This window comes from Micromonospora sp. NBC_00821 (assembly GCF_036347035.1).
GTDB lineage: Bacteria > Actinomycetota > Actinomycetes > Mycobacteriales > Micromonosporaceae > Micromonospora > Micromonospora hortensis.
In genome coordinates, this window is the sequence record NZ_CP108880.1 from 2433788 (window position 1) to 2451458 (window position 17671).

Annotated in this window: 14 protein-coding genes; 4 read left to right on the plus strand and 10 right to left on the minus strand. The window is 70.8% G+C overall.

Translation table 11 applies throughout. The features are described 5' to 3' along the window. Positions 1-14: 14 nt before the first annotated feature. Genes OHB44_RS11125 through OHB44_RS11140 form a run of 4 tightly spaced genes read right to left on the minus strand, consistent with a single transcriptional unit; the run spans position 15 to position 4980 of the window. Complete coding sequence (locus OHB44_RS11125; protein ID WP_330440726.1) at positions 15-1199, minus strand: low temperature requirement protein A; 1185 nt, start codon at positions 1197-1199, stop codon at positions 15-17. A 59-nt stretch (positions 1200-1258) separates the two neighbouring features. Further along, entirely contained in the window at positions 1259-1825 is a 567-nt protein-coding gene (locus OHB44_RS11130) for a TetR/AcrR family transcriptional regulator (protein WP_330440727.1), read from the minus strand. 51 nt (positions 1826-1876) lie between these two features. After that, the gene (locus tag OHB44_RS11135) at positions 1877-2542 is read right to left on the minus strand and encodes a hypothetical protein (RefSeq protein WP_330440728.1); all 666 of its coding nucleotides are present in this window, start codon (positions 2540-2542) and stop codon (positions 1877-1879) included. Continuing rightward, positions 2539-4980 (minus strand): PEP/pyruvate-binding domain-containing protein, encoded by a 2442-nt coding sequence (locus tag OHB44_RS11140; protein WP_330440729.1) that lies wholly within the window; start codon positions 4978-4980, stop codon positions 2539-2541. The genes OHB44_RS11135 and OHB44_RS11140 overlap by 4 nt, the downstream gene beginning before the upstream one ends. A 122-nt stretch (positions 4981-5102) precedes the next feature. Here OHB44_RS11140 and OHB44_RS11145 point away from each other — a divergent pair, with 122 nt between their 5' ends. From OHB44_RS11145 to OHB44_RS11155, 3 genes are all read left to right on the plus strand, one after another. Continuing rightward, a complete protein-coding gene (locus OHB44_RS11145; RefSeq protein ID WP_330440731.1) occupies positions 5103-5762 on the plus strand; it encodes a M23 family metallopeptidase in 660 nt (219 codons plus the stop codon). A gap of 73 nt (positions 5763-5835) precedes the next feature. After that, a complete protein-coding gene (locus OHB44_RS11150; RefSeq protein ID WP_091401205.1) occupies positions 5836-6066 on the plus strand; it encodes a DUF2188 domain-containing protein in 231 nt (76 codons plus the stop codon). A gap of 216 nt (positions 6067-6282) precedes the next feature. Beyond that, the gene (locus tag OHB44_RS11155; protein WP_330440732.1) at positions 6283-9237 is read left to right on the plus strand and encodes a fibronectin type III domain-containing protein; all 2955 of its coding nucleotides are present in this window, start codon (positions 6283-6285) and stop codon (positions 9235-9237) included. Between the two features lie 178 nt (positions 9238-9415). On the opposite strand, the gene OHB44_RS11160 is transcribed toward OHB44_RS11155, so the two are convergent. The 4 genes from OHB44_RS11160 to OHB44_RS11175 all read right to left on the minus strand — a co-directional run bounded on the left by OHB44_RS11160 (position 9416) and on the right by OHB44_RS11175 (position 13687). Beyond that, on the minus strand, positions 9416-10339 hold the full coding sequence (locus OHB44_RS11160; RefSeq protein ID WP_266303172.1) for a hypothetical protein: 924 nt from the start codon (positions 10337-10339) through the stop codon (positions 9416-9418). Positions 10340-10415: 76 nt separating this feature from the next. Further along, the gene (locus OHB44_RS11165) at positions 10416-10961 is read right to left on the minus strand and encodes a hypothetical protein (RefSeq protein WP_238686361.1); all 546 of its coding nucleotides are present in this window, start codon (positions 10959-10961) and stop codon (positions 10416-10418) included. A 273-nt stretch (positions 10962-11234) separates the two neighbouring features. Further along, complete coding sequence (locus tag OHB44_RS11170) at positions 11235-12257, minus strand: DUF4331 family protein (protein ID WP_330440734.1); 1023 nt, start codon at positions 12255-12257, stop codon at positions 11235-11237. A gap of 170 nt (positions 12258-12427) precedes the next feature. Further along, positions 12428-13687 carry a family 16 glycosylhydrolase gene (locus OHB44_RS11175; RefSeq protein ID WP_330440735.1) on the minus strand — a complete coding sequence of 420 codons (1260 nt, stop codon included), beginning with the start codon at positions 13685-13687 and terminating at the stop codon, positions 12428-12430. Between the two features lie 378 nt (positions 13688-14065). Here OHB44_RS11175 and OHB44_RS11180 point away from each other — a divergent pair, with 378 nt between their 5' ends. Further along, entirely contained in the window at positions 14066-14464 is a 399-nt protein-coding gene (locus tag OHB44_RS11180; protein WP_238686358.1) for a hypothetical protein, read from the plus strand. A 17-nt stretch (positions 14465-14481) separates the two neighbouring features. Here OHB44_RS11180 and OHB44_RS11185 read toward each other — a convergent pair whose 3' ends face one another. Next, positions 14482-15948: an aminotransferase class V-fold PLP-dependent enzyme gene (locus OHB44_RS11185; RefSeq protein ID WP_330440737.1), complete on the minus strand. Its 1467-nt coding sequence runs from the start codon at positions 15946-15948 to the stop codon at positions 14482-14484. Further along, entirely contained in the window at positions 15938-17623 is a 1686-nt protein-coding gene (locus OHB44_RS11190) for an ABC transporter ATP-binding protein/permease (RefSeq protein ID WP_330440738.1), read from the minus strand. The genes OHB44_RS11185 and OHB44_RS11190 overlap by 11 nt, the downstream gene beginning before the upstream one ends. Positions 17624-17671 lie beyond the last annotated feature (48 nt).

Below are 17671 nucleotides of genomic sequence, written 5' to 3' on the forward strand. Positions count from 1 at the left end.
CTGTCGGGGAGGGGTCAGACGGCCCGGGGCAGCCGCTCGTACAGGACCAGGGCGGTGAGGATGGCCGTCAGCAGGCCGAGGGCGGCCAGCGCGGGCAGGATCCGGGACACCGGCAGCAGCAGGAGGACGACGCCGATCGCGACGAGATGGCCCGGCGAGCCGCCGACGGTCAGCCGGAGGAACAGCAGACGACCGATGAGGTAGAGCGCGGCACCGCCGTAGAGCACTGTCGTCGCCGGCCATCCCATCGGCTCCCCGGCGGGGTGCCGAGGCTGATCCGTCAGGCTTGCGAGGATCAGGTGGATGCCCAGGGCGAAGTAGACGACCCCGGCGACCAGCGGCAGGTGCGCCAGCGTGTAAGCGTCCGATGCCAACTGCTGACGGCGTCGGGTACGCGGCGAGGCCGAGGTCAGCACCTTCGCGGCCTCCGGGGCTACGCCCACGAAGTAGAGCCACCACAGGCACACGGTCGCGGCGAAGCCGAACACCGCGGCCACCAGCATCGGCCAGGCGATCATGGTCAGGCCCACGCCGGCCCCGGCCGACAGCAGGGACTCACCGAGCACGATGATCAGCACCAGACCGTGGCGTTCGGCGAAGTGGGCGCCGCTGCGGACCTCGCCGAAGCTGGCGGCGGTGGCGATCCGGCCGCCGCCGTAGTCGACGAGGAACGCCACTGTCCACAGCACGGTCTGCGCGGTGCCGCCGAGGACGGCTCCCACCAGGAGCGGAACCCAGGCGAGTGTGGTGGACACGGCGAAGCGCAGGGTCTGCCGGCGGTACTGCGGGTTGCCGGACGAGGCGTAGGTCATCAGGGCGAGGTGCACCCCGCGGACCACGATGTAGGCGATGGCCAGTGTGAGCGGCGGGCTCAACGCGCCGTCGTGGCGCTGCCATGCCTCCGGGATCACCAGGGCGGCCACGAAGATGGCGGCCATCGCCGCGAGCATTCCGGCCAGCACGGGGCCGTTGTCCGCGCGGACCTGGTTACCCAGCCAGGCGTAGCAGCTCCACGCGTACCAGAACCAGAGCAGGAGCAGCAGGCCCTGGTAGAGGGTGAGCGGTCCCAGCGACTCCGCCATGAAACCGATGAGCCGCGTCAGCGCGAAGACCAGGACCAGGTCGAAGAAGATCTCGAAGGTGGTGGCCCGGTGTGCCTCCTCGACCAGCACCGGCCGGGCCCGGTGGACGCGGCTCATCCGCTCATCCTGGTCCGTGCCGCCCCTCGCCGGGGGGCCAACGGCCAGCTACGACGGGATCAGCCGAAGAGCAGGTCGAGGTGGGCGTCCAGCGCGCCCAGCGCCTGCTCGGCGGTGTACTGCCCGCCCAGCAGGTAGACGCCGAGACCCTCCATCAGCGCCAGTAGGCCGGCCGCGGCGGCGGCGCCGTGCCGGTCGGGCAGGACGCTGGCGATGAACCCGGTGAACTGCGCGGTGTCCTCGTGCAGCGTGGGCGCGGCCGACGGTCGCACCGCCGTGTAGGCGAGGAACGCGAGCGCCACCCGCCCGTTGTCGCGGGTGGCTTCGTCGAGTGGCAGCAGCGCGGCGAGCATCGTGCGCAGCAGCAGCCGAGGCGAGGGGGTCTCGCCCAGCCCTGCCACCGCCTCGGTGACCCGGAGCTGGCTGCGCTCGCGCACCACGCTCAACGCGAACGCCATCATCTCGTCCTTGGTCCGGAAGTAGTGCTGGACCATCCCGGCGGACACGCCGGCCTCGGCGGCGACGTGTCGGAGGCTGACGGCCTCCAGGCCCTGATCCGCGGCGACCCGCATCAGCGCGTCCGCGATGAGGGTGCGTCGCTCCTGGTGATCGACCTTCTTGGGCATGGCCTCGATCGTTTCACAGTGGGTGGCCCGGAGACTCCGCCAGCGCGGCGGTCACCGGCTGACGGTCTGGCTCGCCGGTGTGCCCCGGGCGCTGCGCAGCAGGCCGTCCGGGTCGTCGGCGTACAGTCGCAGCTCGTTGACCGGTGTGGACCCGGTCTTCGGCAGGTCGAAGGTCAGCGGCCGGCGCAGCAGGACGTCGATGCTGGTCTGGCTGCCGACCGAGATGGACACCACCCGCCGGTCGCCCTCCTGCTCGACCTGCACCGACTTGCTCGACGGCAGCGATCGGTAGCGCTTGCGCAGCGCCTCGACGTCGGTCCACGGGATCCAGACGTCGATGCCCCAGCTGAGCCGCACCCGCAGGCCCCGGTCACCCACGACATGCGGGTGGATCGTCATGCTGGCGAACAGGCCGATCATCCAGAGCAGACCCCAGATGCCGAGGCCCAACACGATCCAGCGGGCGGGCCGCCACGGCACCACGTGGGTGACCACCACGTCGAAGATCGGGATCTCCACGACCGAGAGGCCGATGAAGATGCCCAGGATCGGCCTGACCACGCCGAGGTAGCCGAACGGCTCGTCGCCGGGCCCCAGCGGCAGTGGACGACGCCGCGCCCACACGTACAGGCTGCGCCACGTCGCGGCCTCGGCCTCGGCCGCCCGCCGCAGCAGCGGGCCCACCCGCGCCCTGGTCGGTGTCTTCGTGTCGGTCATTGTCGTCCTTCTCGCTCGGAGGCCGAGGGTCGGTGCAGCGTGACGGTGCCGGCGCCGCCGTCCACCGTGACGAGCTGCCCGGTGGTGATGGTCCGGGTGGCGTCCGGCACGCAGATGACGGCGGGAATGCCGTACTCACGGGCCACCGTCGGGCCGTGCGCCATGATCGCGCCGGTCTCGGTGACGAGCGCCGACGCGGTGAGGAACAGCGGGGTCCAGCCCGGGTCCGTGGTCGCGGCCACCAGGACTTCGCCGGGCTCGACGTGGGCGGTGCTCGGGTCGCGCACCACCCGGGCGGGGCCGGTCACCCGGCCCGCCGACGCACCCACTCCAGCGAGCGTCCCGTCGCCGGTCGATGCCGCCGGCAGGACGGTCTCGACATCCGTACCGTCGGAGAGCAGTGCCACCGGTACCGTCCGACGCCGCAGCTCCCGGCCGTGCACGGCCCGTCGAGCGGTGACGGTGCCGCGCAGATCAACACCCTGGTGTACGACGGTGTGCACCTCGTCGAGGGTCAGGAACATGATGTCGTCGGGCTGGTCCAGCAACCCGTTGGCGTGCAGGTCGGCGCCGATGAGCAGCAGTTGGCGACGGGTCTCGCGCAGCGGGTACAGCCCGGCGAACTTGCCGGCCTCGCGCAGGCCGGCCAACGACCGCGCCCGGCGCAACAGGAAAGCGGCGATCCCGCCCCGCACCGGCCGCCGACGGCGAGCTCGGGTGACCAGTTCCTCCAACGCTGTCTCCGCCGCTGCGGCGGCCCGCTGGAAGCGCTGGTCGGGACCCTGGTGCGGATCGGTCACCCGCAGGTAGTTGGCGACCGCGGCGAAGACCGGTGTGGGGTCCTCCGCCCAGCGCGGCACTCCGAGGTCGACTTCGGCGACGCCCCGGTGCCCGTAGACGTCCAGGAAGGCCGCCATGCCGATGTCGGGCAGCGTCCCGCGCAGGTGGCGTGCGGCCAACTCGGCCGGCGGGGTGTCCAGGAGAAGCTGCCGGTGGTCGCCCACGCCCTGGGCGAGCCGCCACAGGGCCAGGTCCATCTCGATGGTGACGTTGTGCGGCATGCCGCCGAGCACGGTGTGGATCTCGTCGGGGCCGGCGACGCCCTTGAGCAGCGCGGCCGGTAGGGCGGCGGCGAGCATCCCGGCGACGATCGGCCACATGATCGCGTCGGCGCTGTCGTCGGCCTCGGCGTCCTGCGCCTGCACGAAGCGCAGCCGGTCGGCGGTGGTACGCAGCTCGGCGGGGGCTGCTGAACTCACCCTCAGCTGTTCGATCGCCTCGAACATCCGGGTCCGCGCGGCCTCGGGACGGGCCAGCGCCCGCAGGATGCCCACCACCGCGCGGCGGGCCGTCCGCAGCGACGCGGCGCCCGGCGCCCCACCGCGCCGGGCGCCGCCGCTGGTCGGGGCGAACCGGGGATCGGCCAGCACGTGCTGCATCACCGCCTGGGCGCGCGGCCCGAAGTCGACGGCCAGGAGCTTCACCAGCCGCTTGCGGGACGACCGGTCACGGGCGAGGTCGGTCAGGTCGCCGTAGAGACGGCCGCCGATGTCGACGATCTCGACCCGCACCCCGAGCGCGGCGAGCATCGCGGCGATCTGCGTCCGCAGAGTCGACATGCCCATCGGGGTGACCGGTTGCAGCATGCCCTGAACGTGCCCGAACTCCAGGTAGACGCGGGGGAGGGGCTTCTCGCTGAGCGGTGGGGCGGGGAACAGGCTGGTGATCGGCCGGGACTGGAGGAGCCACAGCACGTCGTCCGCGTCGATCGCCCACTCGACATCCTGCGGGCAGCCGAAGTGGGCCTGCAACCGTTCGCCGACGGCGCGGAGGCGGGCCAGCTGCGTGGACGTCAGGCATCCGGTCTCGGTGGGCGCGACGTCGTCGAGGATGTAGTGGTCGACGGCGGCGGCGCCGTCCACCACTGTCGTGCCGAGGCCCGCAGCGGCGTCGACGGCCATCTCGTCGCGGCCCCCGGTCAGCGGGTTCGCCGTGAACAGCACTCCCGCCACCGCGGGTGTGACCATGCGCTGCACGACGACGGCCATCCGCACCGTCTGGTGATCGATGCCGCGGGCGTCGCGGTAGGCGGTCGCGCGGTCGCCGTGCAGCGAAGCCCAGCATTTCTCGATGGCGGCGATCAGCTCGGCGGTGCCGGTGACGTTGAGGACGGTGTCCTGCTGCCCGGCGAAGCTCGCGTCCGGCAGGTCCTCGGCGGTGGCGCTGGAGCGCACCGCCACCGGGCCCGCGCCGAGGCGCTGGTACGCGGCGACGACCTCGACCGTGGGGACGACGCCGAGCCGGTGTGCCTCGGTGGTGACGCAGAAACCGTCGGGGACCCGCTCGCCGTGCCGGATCAGCTCGCCCAGCCCGGCAGCCTTGCCGCCGACCAGGGCGGTCATGGCGGCGGTCACCTCGGACAACGCGATCACGTGCATGGGAGCCCACTCTCGTTGCAATACGACTGCATTGCATCCGACGGTATCTCGTTTGCGGTGCGACTGCAATGTCACCGCTGCGGGTGCGTCACCTCGGGGTCGGAACGTTGCTGGGATCTGCCATGCTCGGGCCGGTGACGACCGGTCGCCCCACCAGATCCCGCTCCCACCGCCGCCCTCGAAGCCGTGCCATCCGTCTCCTGCTCGCGCTCGTCACGGCGGCGGCCGTCCTGGGCGTCGCGGTGGTCGCGGTGCCGATGCTGCGACCGGCCGGGCCGCGCCCGCTCTTCCAGATGCCGGTGACCTGCGGCGAGACGTGGCAACTCAGCACCTACCCCGGTCACGACGACTACGACGTCGACTTCTTCCCGGTCGAGGGCGAGACGTGGGGGCGGCCGGTGCTCGCCTCGTACGCCGGCACCGTCACAGTGGCGGGCATCAACGGCTCGTTGGGTGGTCGGAACCCGGAGAACCCGGACGGCCCACGGGGGCGCGGCGGCGGCTACTGGGTGAAGATCGACCACGGCGGCAAGTGGGAGACGCAGTACCTGCACATGCTCGAACCTCCGCTGGTCACCGTGGGTCAGAAGGTCGCCCAGGGTGACCAGATCGGGCGGCTCGGCAGCACCGGCAACTCCGGAGCCCCGCACCTGCACTACGAGCAGCGCCGCGGCTGGGAAAAGGTCGAGACCCACTTCGACGGGACGCCGTCGGGCATCACCACCGACGAACGCGAACAGATCCTGCGGCGGGTGAGCAACAACTGCCCGGCCGTCTCCTGAGGACCGCAGTTTGCCCGGCACGGCTCGCGGGCACTGATTCGGGAGACAGCGCAGACGCAGGGAGGAGCCGGTCATGGCCAAGGGTGACGTCGACACGTACCACGAGGACGGGCAGTGGAAGAACAAGCCGGAGGGCCAGGAGCGGGCCAGCAGCACGCATGACGTGAAGGCTGACGCGCAGGCCCAGGGCCGCGAGATGGCGGCCGACCGCGGCGTCGAACACGTGATCAAGAAGCAGGACGGCACGATCGGGGAGAAGAACACGTACCCCCGCAGCCGCGACCCTCGGGACATCGAGGGCTGACGGCTTCCGTCTCAGCGGACCGACCTCCCCGGCGTGACCGAGGGGGTCGGTCCGCTTTTGCGCGGCCGGGCACCCCAGTCGGCTTTATCCTCGTAAGAGAAATATGGGTGTTTTGGGAGGATATAGTCCAGCTCGGGACTGGAGTGAAAACTGGGAGTGGGCATGTCGTTTCGGGGCCGGCGTCGTCCGAGCAGAATCGCAACGCTGGCGGTAGCCGTGACCGTGGGAGTTCTCGCGGTCGCGCCGCTCCCGGCCTCGGCGGCCGGCTCGGTGCTGTTCGACCAACCCTTCCACAACAACACAGCGAATGGCATCGGCGCGGTGGCGGTGCCAGCAGTGCCCGGTCTCCTCGCCACCAACGCAGCCTGCCTGAGCGCGGCGGGCAACTCCACCATCGGCCCGCTGCTCAGTTGCACCACCTCCACCGACCCGCAGGGCTCCGGCAAGCTGCGCCTCACCCCCGCCGCCATCACCCGCCAGGGTGGAGTGTTCGGCGCGGTGAGCGTGCCCACCTCGCAGGGGCTGCACGTCACCTTCAACACCTACCAGTACGGCGGCATCAACCCCGGGGCGGACGGCCTCGCCTTCGTCCTGGCCGCCGTCGACCCGGCCAACCCGAGACCCCCGTCCACCCTCGGCCAGCCGGGCGGCTCGCTGGGCTACTCGGCGGCGTTCAACGGAGTGTCGGCGGGCCTCTCCAACGGCTACCTCGGCATCGGGCTGGACGTCTTCGGCAACTTCAGCAACAGCACCTACCAGGGGACCGGCTGTACGAACCCGCCGTACATCTCGACCACCAACGGCCGGGTCCCCGGACAGGTCGTGGTCCGGGGGCCGGGCCGCAACGCGGTCGGCTACTGCGCGATCAACAGCACCGCCGGAAGCACCTCGTCTCCCGCCCTGCCGCTGCGGGCCGCCACCCGGGCCGCGTCAGTGGTGCCGGTCGAGGTGGTCATCAACACCACCGCCTCGCCGTTCACCACCGACTCCGGAATCACCACTCCCGCCGGCCAGTACCGGATCAGGTTCACCCCGGTCGGGGGTGCCGCCCGCACCCTGGCGGGCGAACTTCCGGTCGTGGCACCGAGCCTGTACCCGTCGCCGACCTGGCTGAACGCCAGCGGTTACCCCCGGCAACTCGCCTTCGGCTGGGTGGGATCGACCGGCTCGGTCACCGACTTCCACGAGGTCGACGACGCGCGGGCGGTCAGCTTCAACCCGGTACCGGACCTGAACGTGACGCAGACCAGCGCGGTCGGCGCCACCCCGCAGCCCGGAGACCCGGTCACCTACTCGATCACCGCCGGGGTCGATGCCGGCGCCACCGAGACGTCACCGATCTCGGTCACCCAGACCGTGCCCGCCGGTGTCGTCCCACGCGCCGCGTACGGCTCCGGCTGGGTCTGCGCCGCGCCGTCCGGACAGACCATCACCTGCACCAACAGCAACGGCCCGTTCGCCGGCGGCACCTCCCTGCCGCCCATCACCGTCGTCGCGACCGTCACCGGCACCGGCGTGACGCCGACGCAGATCCAGACCGCGACGGTGGCGACCTCGTCGTCGATCGACGCGAACCCGGGCCTGGCCACCAGCACCACACCGGTAGCGCCGGCCACCGCGCCCAGCGGCGTCACAGTCACCCCGGCCCAGAGTTCGGTCTCCGGGGGCATCCCGGTGACCGTCGGCGGCAGCAACCTCACCGGAGCGACAGCGATCACCATCGGTACGGCCGCCGAGCAGCAGGCCGGCACGTCGGTGCTGCTGGTGCCGTGCACCTCCGGCCCGGCCGCCGGTTGCTTCACTGTGAACCCCAACGGCACCCTCGCCATCTCCACCATGCCCGCCCGGTCCAGCCCGGCGACGGTCACCGTCAGCGTCGTCACCCGGGGCTCCGCCGGGTCGGCGAACTTCGTCTACGCGTCCACACCGGGCACACCGACCGCGCCCACAGCGGTCGCGGGCGTCTCCAGCGCCACGGTGAGCTGGACCGCGCCGGCGAACAACGGCAGCCCGATCACCAGCTACCTGATCACCCCGATCCGGGACGGCGTCACCCAACCGACTGTCACCTTCGACGCCTCCACCACCAGCCGCACCCTGACCGGGCTGACTGTGGGCTCGTCGTACACCTTCCGGGTCGCGGCGGTGAACGCGTTCGGGACCGGCGCGGCCAGCCCGCCCTCGGCGGCGGTGGTCCCGTACACGGTGCCGGGAGCGCCGACGAACACAGCGGCCACCGCCGGAACCAATGCCGCCACTGTCAGCTGGACGGCCCCGGCCAACGGCGGATCGCCGATCACCGGCTACACAGTGACGCCGTATCTCGGCGCGGTGGCACAGACACCCCGGGTCTTCAGCGGAACCGCAACGACCCAGATCGTCACCGGGCTGACCGCCGGTGCCACGTACACCTTCCGGGTGGCCGCGACGAACGCCGGCGGGACCGGCCCACAGTCGGCCCCCTCCGGGTCGGTGACTGTCAACGCGTCGCCGACGCTGACCTTCCCACCGCCCCCACCCGGCAAGGCGTACGAGCCGTACCAGTACCAGCTCACAGTGACCGGCGGCACCGGCCCGTTCACCTGGTCGGTCAGCGCCGGGAGCCTGCCCGCCGGGCTGACCCTCGACCCGGTCACCGGCCTGCTCTCCGGCACGCCCACAGTGTCCGGGACGTTCCCGTTCACCGTCCGGGTGACCGACTCGTTCGACCAGTCCGCGACCCGACCGGTCGACCTGGTCATCACCCCGCTCGGTGGGCTGTCCATCAGCGTCCCGGCGATCTCGGCGCTCGGCACCGTCAGCTCGGGCACGACCGGGGTATCGGGTCAACTCGGCCCGGTGGCCGTCACCGACGACCGTGGGCCGTTCTCCGGCAACTGGGTCAGCGTCGTCTCCAGCACGAACTTCACCACGGGCTCCGGCTCGGGTGGCGAGACCATCCCCAACAGCAACATCACGTACGCCTCCGGGCCCGTCGTCGCCAGCACCGGGGTCGGATCCTTCGTCCCGCAGCCCGGGGCGGTGCTGAACACGCCGCGTACGGCCGCCGGGTGGTCCGGCCAAACAGGAGGCCCGAATTCCGCCACCTGGAACCCCACGCTGTTCGTGACGCTCCCGTCCGGGGTGGTGGTCGGCGACTACGTGGCGGTCGTGACGCACTCCGTCATCTGAACCCCGGCCCGACACCCCTCGCCCGCCGCCCCGCCTCTTGGATCGTGAAGTTGTGGTGGGGGACAAATCGTTTTGATTGTGCCCAGGTCGGCCAGCACAAGTCCATGATCGACTCGGTCAGACGTCGCTGCCCGGCCGTTCCGGAGGGAACGGCCGGGCAGTCTCTGGTCCGGGGACGTCAGGCCAACTGGGTGCGCTGCCGGCGGACGAGGTACCAGCCGCCGAGGGTGACCAGCACCAGCAGGGCGACCCCACCGACCGTGTAGACCAGCCAACTCGGCCCGCTGGACGTCGCGACAGTCATGGGCGCCGCGACGGGTAGGACGATCTTCCCGGTCGCTGTGCGTTCCACGGTGCCGCTGGCGAGCTTCGCGTGCACGTCCCAGGTCCCGGCGGGCAGGGCCTGGTTGACCTCGATCCGAACCTGACCGCTCTGGCCGGGCAGGATCGTCACGCCGTTTGTCACCTTGAACGGACCGGCCTGCACCGCCGCCTTGTTCAGCGACAGGGTGCCGGTCATGTCCAGCGCGCGTTCGCCGGTGTTGGTGACCTTCGCGGTGACCACTGGGAACTCACCGGTTCCCGGCTCCGCGGCCAACCCTTCGATCCGGAAGTCAGTTGGCGGCTCACCACCCGGGCCGATGTCGAGGTAGACCCGGATGCCCACCCGGTGGATCTGGGTGACGTTGCCGGTGCGTTCCTTCGCGCTGGTGACCTGCGCCCAGATCGCCGCGTACCGCTCGCCCTTCGATGCCTTCCTCGGCACGGCGAGTTCGACCTCGACCGGTTGCCGCTCGCCCGGGTCCAGCTCCATGGTGGCGGTCTTCAGCCGGATCCACCCGCTCAGTTCGTTTCCCGTACGCCCCTCGGGCACCGTGAAGGCGTTGTTCTCGACCGACGCTGCGCCGGAATAGAACTCGATCTTCTGCGTCTCGGCGGAGGTGTTCTGCACCTCGACCCGGCGGTTGATCGTCGTCCCGGGCTTCAGGTGATCCACGATGTAGACCTGGGCCCGGGGGTCCTGCACCCGACTGGCCGGGATGTCCAGCATCCGGATGCTGATCGCGGCTTCCTCGGCCGGCTCCTGTCGCTGCTCCCGCACGGCAACGGCTGGTGCCGCCGAAACCCCGAGCGCCGCGAGGGCGACCGAGGCCAGCAGCACCAGCCGGCCGAGCGGCTCAGAACACCGAATGTGTCACCGTCCCCGTGTAGACACCCTGGACGGTGCCGACGGGTACGTCCACCACCAGGGTCGGGTTCCAGGTGGCGAAGTTGTTGCCGGTGCCGCCGGTGTGGGTCATCGCCGTCTGGGGGACGTTGATGATCACTGCCTGGGCGGCGGTGGGCTGACCCGGTGTGAAGGTGCCGCCACCGGCGGTCGCCGTGGCGGGACCGGACCAGTACCGGACGTTGATGTTGGGGATCGTCTCCCCGGAGGAGCCACCACCGGTGACGAAGTCGGTGGAGATGACGTTGGCGGTCCAGTTGGGGGTGAGCGATCCGCGCTGGTCCAGCACGGTGACCGGGCCGAGCTGACCGGAGATGGTCGAGCCCTCCACGCCGTGGCCGATGTTCGCCGTCGCGGGCACGGTGATCGACAGGCCACCGGCGGCGTCGACGGTGAGGGTCACGATCGTGTCGCCCGTGGTGTCCGCGGCGGCCGGTCCGGCGAGCGCGACGACGGCGGCGACGCCGGCCAAGCCCGCGAGAATCTTTCTACGCATCGAGTCTCCTTTGTCCTAAAGAACCCTGGGAAGCACTTAAGAGACTAACTACGCAAAACGCCCATCAGGGCGTGAATGACGCGAGCATCACCCGGTGAGGCATTCGATGATCGTGCTCGATCCTGGATGTCGTGGTGTCGTGCGCGCGGCAGGGGCCTCTCTCCTGGATCGAGCGCGATCATGGGTGGCCCGTCCTGCCCGTTCGGCCGTCGTCAAGGGCGCGCACGGCAAGGGCTCGGCGCCGTGTCGGCCGCCGAGCCCTTGCGAGCGGATTCAGGCCGCGACCACGTACGGGAACGTGGCGGAACGGGCGGCCTTGGTGACCTCCGAGGTGAGGCCCGCCGTGGTGCCGGTGTTGAGGACCAGGGAGAACATCACCTCGGCGGCGTTGTCGGCCAGGGTGCGTCCGTTGCGGACCGCGAAGCCGAAGTTCGCGGCCGTGCCGACCTTGTACGACAACACGTCGGGGTAGAGCTGCCGGGCGACGCTCCAGCCGTACGCCTGCGGGTCCGGTGCGGTGCCGTTCGCCTTGACCACCCCGGCGACCGCGTTCGCGATCTCCTCGCCGCCCTCGGTGAGGTCGCTGCTGGGGTGCCGGAAGTTGGCGGGGTCGGAGAAGTCGGTGTCGTGGGGCCAGAAGATCGGCCACATCATGGGGTGGCCGGCGCGGTTGATCTGCCGCCATCCGCCGGCGTCGGTGGCCAGCATGGTGCGACACCACACGCCGATCTCGGTGCCGTCGCGCAGCAGTGGTTCGTCGTGGGAGACCTCGAGGACGATCGACTCGACTGTGGTGCCGGCAAAGCTGTTCTTGGCCTGGTCGACCCGCCACGCGGAGCGGTCCACAGGTGAACCGTTCTTGACCGCGCCGTTGATGGTGGCGAGTTCGTCGAGGTCGACGTAGAAGGGGTCGGTGATCCGGCCGGCCCAGATCCGGACGTTGCCGCCGGTGGTCACCTCGCCGGTGCGCCCCTCGGCGATGGGGGTGCCCATCGCGGCGTCGTCGCGGGCGTCCGCGCCGGTGAGCTCGTACAACTGGAGGGCCTGCCGGGCGTCGCCGTCCGGCTCGCCGAAGGCGAACCGGTAGGTCAGGTCCTCCGCCTCGGTGCCGTTGATGTGGATCTTGATCTCGTAACGCGCCTCGGCGTGGAAGCCGCGCTTGATGTCGGCCTTGGTCACCGAGCTGTTGACGTCCATGACGAACACCGTGGCGCGGTCGCCGTTGAAGACGTAAAGGTCGTCGATGTACAACTGGCCGCCCTGGGCGGCCAGGGGCGTATCGAGGTGGTGCGACATGAGCTCACTCCCGGAACTGCCGGATTCTGGACTAATCCGAACATAGTGGGCGTGAGCCTGGCCTCCCCGCCCATCGAGCTAATCCGGTTCGAGGAGGTGGGTGGAGGCCGCAACGGCGGTGGGCCGCCCGAAGTTCCCCTCGGGCGGCCCACGCCTTCGCGCTCGGCTGATCAGATGCGAGACCACTTCTGGTTGGCGGCGCCGAGGCAGTCCCGCAGGTGCAGTTTGCCGCCGTTGTTGGGGTTGGCCTCCCGTACGTCCACGCACTTGTTGGCGTTGAGGTTGACCAGGTCGCCGGAGGCGTTGAGGGTGAAGCGTTGCGCCGTGTTGCCGTTGCAGCTGACGAGGTTGACCTCGGTGCCGTTGGCGGTGCCGGCCCAGGCCGGGTCCATGCACTTGCCCATCGCGCGGACGGTCCCGTCGGAGGCGAAGGTCCAGCTCTGGGCCGCCGTGGTGTTGCAGTCCCAGATCTGGAGTTTGGCGCCCTCGACCGGGTTGGCGCCGGGGATGTCGATGCAGCGACCGCTCTGCGCACCCCGGATCCGGTTGGTGCCGGGAGCCGGGTCGCCCCCGCCACCCGAGGTGTAGCTGGACACCCGGACGTAGTCGACGAGCATCTGCTGCGGGAACTGGGTCGAGCCGTCCGGGTAGCCGGGCCAGTTGCCACCGACCGCCACGTTGAGAATCATGAAGAAGGGGTGGTCGAACACCCAACGGTTGCCGCCGAGCCGAGCGGGATCGACCCGGTGATACTGCACCCCGTCGACGTACCAGGTGATGACGTTCGGTTCCCAGTCCACCCGGTAGGTGTGGAAGGTGTCGGCGAGCGGCGCGCCGAGGGTGCGGCTGCCCGTGATGCCGCCGCCGCCGGAGTAGCCGGGCCCGTGCACGGTGCCGTAGACGGTGTTGGGCTCCCTGCCGATGTTCTCCATGACGTCGATCTCGCCAGCGTCGGGCCACCCGCCGCCGGTGCCGAGCATCCAGAAGGCAGGCCAGATGCCCTGACCACGAGGAACCTTGATCCGGGCCTCGAACCGCCCGTACGTCTGGGTGAAGGTGGCCGCCGTCAGCAACCGTGCCGACGTGTACTCACAGCGCCCGTAGTGGCACTGGTAGTTGGCGGGATTGTCCCGGCGGGCGGTGATGACCAGGTTGCCCTGGCCGTCGTGGACGGCGTTGCTGGTGCTGTTCGTGTAGTACTGCCGCTCGTTGTTGCCCCAGCCGCCGCCGCCGGTGTCGAACCGCCACTTGTTCTGGTCGACGGGCGTGCCGGCGGGGGAGTTGAACTCGTCCTGCCAGCTGATGGGGCCGATGGCGGCCTCGGCCCGGTCGGGGTGCGCCGGGACGACGAGCGCTGTCGCGGTCGCGACGAGGGCGGCCGCCAGGAGTACGAGGGGGCGGAAGCGGAGGCTGGGCCGGGCTGTGAACACGGGAGGCTCCTCAGCTTGGGGGTGGTGGAGGCGGTTTACCAGGATAGAGAGCGCTCTCTAAAGCGAAGCATGTCGATATCATGTCTTTCTGTCAAGAGTGTTTCCAATATCACGACCGTCCGTTACCGCCCGATGCTGACCAGTGATCGGCGGCGCGCGGACGCCGGTCGTCGCCATCACGCTGCTCGATGCCTCCGAGATGGACGACGCCGACCCATCGACGGAGTTCGGCGCGGCCGAGGGTTACTCGATAGCGGTCGAATCGACCCTTCCTATTGCCGTGGGGCGTCCACGCGGGACAGGATGACGAGGCGTGCCGGAAACTTTCCCGTAACCTGCGCGCTGCTGGTCTCTGTCACAAGGAAGTGGGAGTCAGTCATGAGCGAGGCGTCGACGGCGCTGGGTGTGCGCCTCTACCCGGATCTGGTCGAGCGGGGTGGCCTGGCCCCCGCGCTGATCGAAACCGCTGCCCACCACGGGCTCGACGTCGGTCGGGTGACAGCGCCGGAGCAGGGGCGGGCCCGGTTCACCTGCGCCGAGCTGCACTCCGACGAGGGCGTGGTCTGTGTGGGGCTGGGCTCGCAGGCCCGGTACTTCATGATTGACCTGCGCGTCTCGGGAGAGGTGCTCGCCCGCGGTGACGTCATGGATCTGGTGCAGGTCGCCCAGGTGGCCGCCGCCTGGCGCGCCGGCCTGACGGTCGCCGAGCTGACCGCCCGGTTCCCGTTCATGGAGGAGATCAAGCACCGCCCAGCACCGGTGGCCCAGGTCAGCTAGTCGGCGGGGCCGGGCGGTCAGCAGCGCAGCCGAGGTGGCAGTGGTGACTCCGTACCGGCACCCCGGTTGAGATAGGTCGACTGGACGAAGTCGACGAGGCGCTCCGCGTCGGTCGCGATCGAGGCCAGTCCGAACGAGACGCGGACCGCGCCGCCCGTCGGCAACCCCAGCGCGTCAAGGTACTGGTCGATCGTGTCGACCCCCGCCAACAGCCGCTGCCGCATCGACGTCCGGCTCATCCCGAACGCGCCCTCAGCCGCGCCCGGGTTGCAGAAACAGCCGGTACGCAGGGACAGACCGGCCGCTGCCGCCTCCCGCGCCACGAGCCGCTCGTCGACCAGCGTGCCGTCCGGGTGACGGAGGTTGAAGGTCACTGTGCCACCGCGCCCCGCACCCGTCGCCGGCCCGTACACCTGGACCAGTGGCCCGCCGGTGTCGTGCCGCAGGGTGGCCAGCCGCTCCAGCAGCCACTCGGTGAGCAGGCCGACCCGGGCATGAACGAGGTCCACGCCGATCGAGTCGAGCCAGCGCAACCCGAACTCCACGTCCGGAATGCTCAGGAAGTTGAGCGTGCCGTCCTCGAACGCCGACTCGTCGTCCATCGGCCGGTGCCAGTCGCCCTGCACGCTCACCGCGCGGATCGTGCCGCCGGCGAACCACGGTCGGCGCAACCGGGCCAGCGCCGAACGGCGGGCCAGCAGCGCGCCGACCCCGGTGGGGTAGCCGAAGAGCTTGTACCAGCTCAGGCAGACGAAATCCGGCCGTACGACGCTGAGGTCCAGTCGGTTCGTCGGCGCGAAGGCGGCAGCGTCGAGCAGCACGTCGTAGCCGCGCTGGTGGGCAAGCTCCACCCAGCCCAGCGGGTGTTGCACACCGGAGAAGTTGCTCTGCGCCGGATAGGCGAACAGCCCGCGCCGACCAGGCCGACCCCGGCGACGGGCCAGGCCGCCACTGCCGGCGTCGAGCGCCGCGACCAGGTCCGACTCGGCGACCCGCAGCTCCGGGCCGCTCAGCGGTAGGTAGCGTACGGACGCGCGGGCCGACCGGGCGTACTCGCGGATGCCGTTGACCGAGTTGTGGTTGTCCCAGGTGAGCACCAGCTTCGCGGTCCGGCCGAAGTCGTACGCCTCGCCGACCAGCCGGCAGGCGCCACTGGCGTTCGGGGTGAAGACGACGGCGTACTCGTCCGGGTCGGCGCGGAAGTAGTCGAGCACCGCGCGTCGCGCCGACTCCACCAGCGACCCCGCCGCCACGCTCGTGGGGTTCTCCGAGTGGGGGTTGCTGTACAGGCCGGCGAGCAACCGGTCGTGGTGATTGCGCACCTGCGCCTGGGCGGCCACCCCGGCTCCGGCGTAGTCGAGGTACACCTGCCCGTCGGTGTCCAGGTGTCGGTACTCGGTGGCCCGCAGCTCGTCGATCCGGCCGGTGGCGGCGTATCCCGGCAGCGCCGTGGGGGAGCCCGGCGGCGTCGGGTCAGGACCCACGACGTGGATCCCGTCGGAGCAGTACCGCCCAGGCCGCGCCCAGGAAGAGCAGGACGAAACCGCCGAGCACCAGCCAGTCGACCCACACCGGCCGAGAGAAGCTGTCGCCGTACGTGGCCAGCAGCGGCGGGCCGAGCGGGGAGCCACCGTCGCGCCAGAGCCGCTCCACACCGGCCGTGTGCCCGAGGCCCTCGAACGCCCAGCGGTTCGACATCGCGTAGCTGAGCCACTGACCGCCGATCGCCATGGCCGGCACCGGCAGGATCGCGCCGACGAACAGCACCTGTGGGAAGCAGAGCATCGGCAGCATGAGCGTCGCCTGGGCCGCGTCGGACACGGCCGCCGAGCAGAGCAGGCCGAGGGCGAGCGCCGCCGTCGAGGAGAGCAGGAGGGTCGCGTACAGGGCGGCGAAGTCGGCGCCGCCGACCGGCGGTAGCCGGTCCATGCCGCGCAGCACCCCGAGCAGGGCCAGGTCCACCAGGGCCAGCAGCGGCAGCAGCACCGCGACCTTCGCCAACAGGTACGGCACCAGCCGGACACCGGCGAGCCGCTCCCGGCGCAGGATCGGCAGCTCGGTGCAGATCTGGAGGAGCCCGTAGGTCAGCCCGAAGAAGAAGCCGCCGAACGCGATCCAGAACAGGATCATCACGGTCACCGTCGGGCTGGGGCTGGTCGGCTCGAACGCTCCCGGGCGGAACAGCAGCGCGAACATACCGAGCACCATCAGCGGCGAGCCGAGCAGGATCGCCAGGGTCAGCCGGTTGCGGACGACGATCTCCGCGTTGCGCGCGGTGAGGACGGCCCACTGGCGCAGCCGGCCGACGCGCCGGGGCGGCGTCGCGGAGACGTCACCGTCGTCGGTGGTACCTGACGGCCCCTCGGTCGCGCGCTGCTCGGCGAAGCGGTCGGGCCACTCGGCGGGTTGCGTCGCTTCGTCGAGCCGGAGGTGCACCTCGGCCAGGGACCGCACGCCGAAGAACTCCCGGGCGGCGGCCGGGGTGCCGGTGAACGCCAGTCGGCCCTGACGGGTCAGCACGACGACCCGGTCGCAGTGGTCCACGTCGGTGATCTGGTGGCTGGTCAGCACGACGGTGGCGCCCGTGTCCGCGAGCGCCCGGAGCACCCGGAGCAGTTCCACGGCGATCGCCGGGTCCAATCCGGAGGTGGGCTCGTCGAGGAAGAACACACCGGGCCGGGTGAGCAGCTCGACGGCGATGCTGGCGCGCTTGCGTTCACCGCCGCTGAGCAGGCCGACCGGCGTGGTGGCCCGGTCGGTGAGTCGCAGCTCGGCGAGCACCTCCGCGACTCGGTCACTGATCTCGGCGGGCCCGGTGGTGGAGGGCAGGCGCAGTCTGGCGGCGTACCGCAGGGTGCGGGCCAGGGGCAGCTCGCGGTGGATGATGTCGTCCTGCGGAACGATTCCGATGGTGCCGGCCGCGGTGGTGCCGTCGTACGTCACGGTGCCCGATGCCGGTTGCTGTACCCCGGCGAGGATCTCCAGCAGGGTGGTCTTGCCGGCGCCGCTGGCGCCGATGATCGCGACCAGCTCGCCCGGCGCGATGCTCACTGAGATGTCGGTCAGGATCCGGCGACCGCTCCGGACGCTCTGACCCAGTCCCTGAGCGGCGATGCCGACACCGGCACGCGGGGGAGACGTGGTCTGCTCGGTCGTCATGTCGAGTGCTCGATCCGGTCGGGGAGTGGTCCGCCTGAATATCGTGCC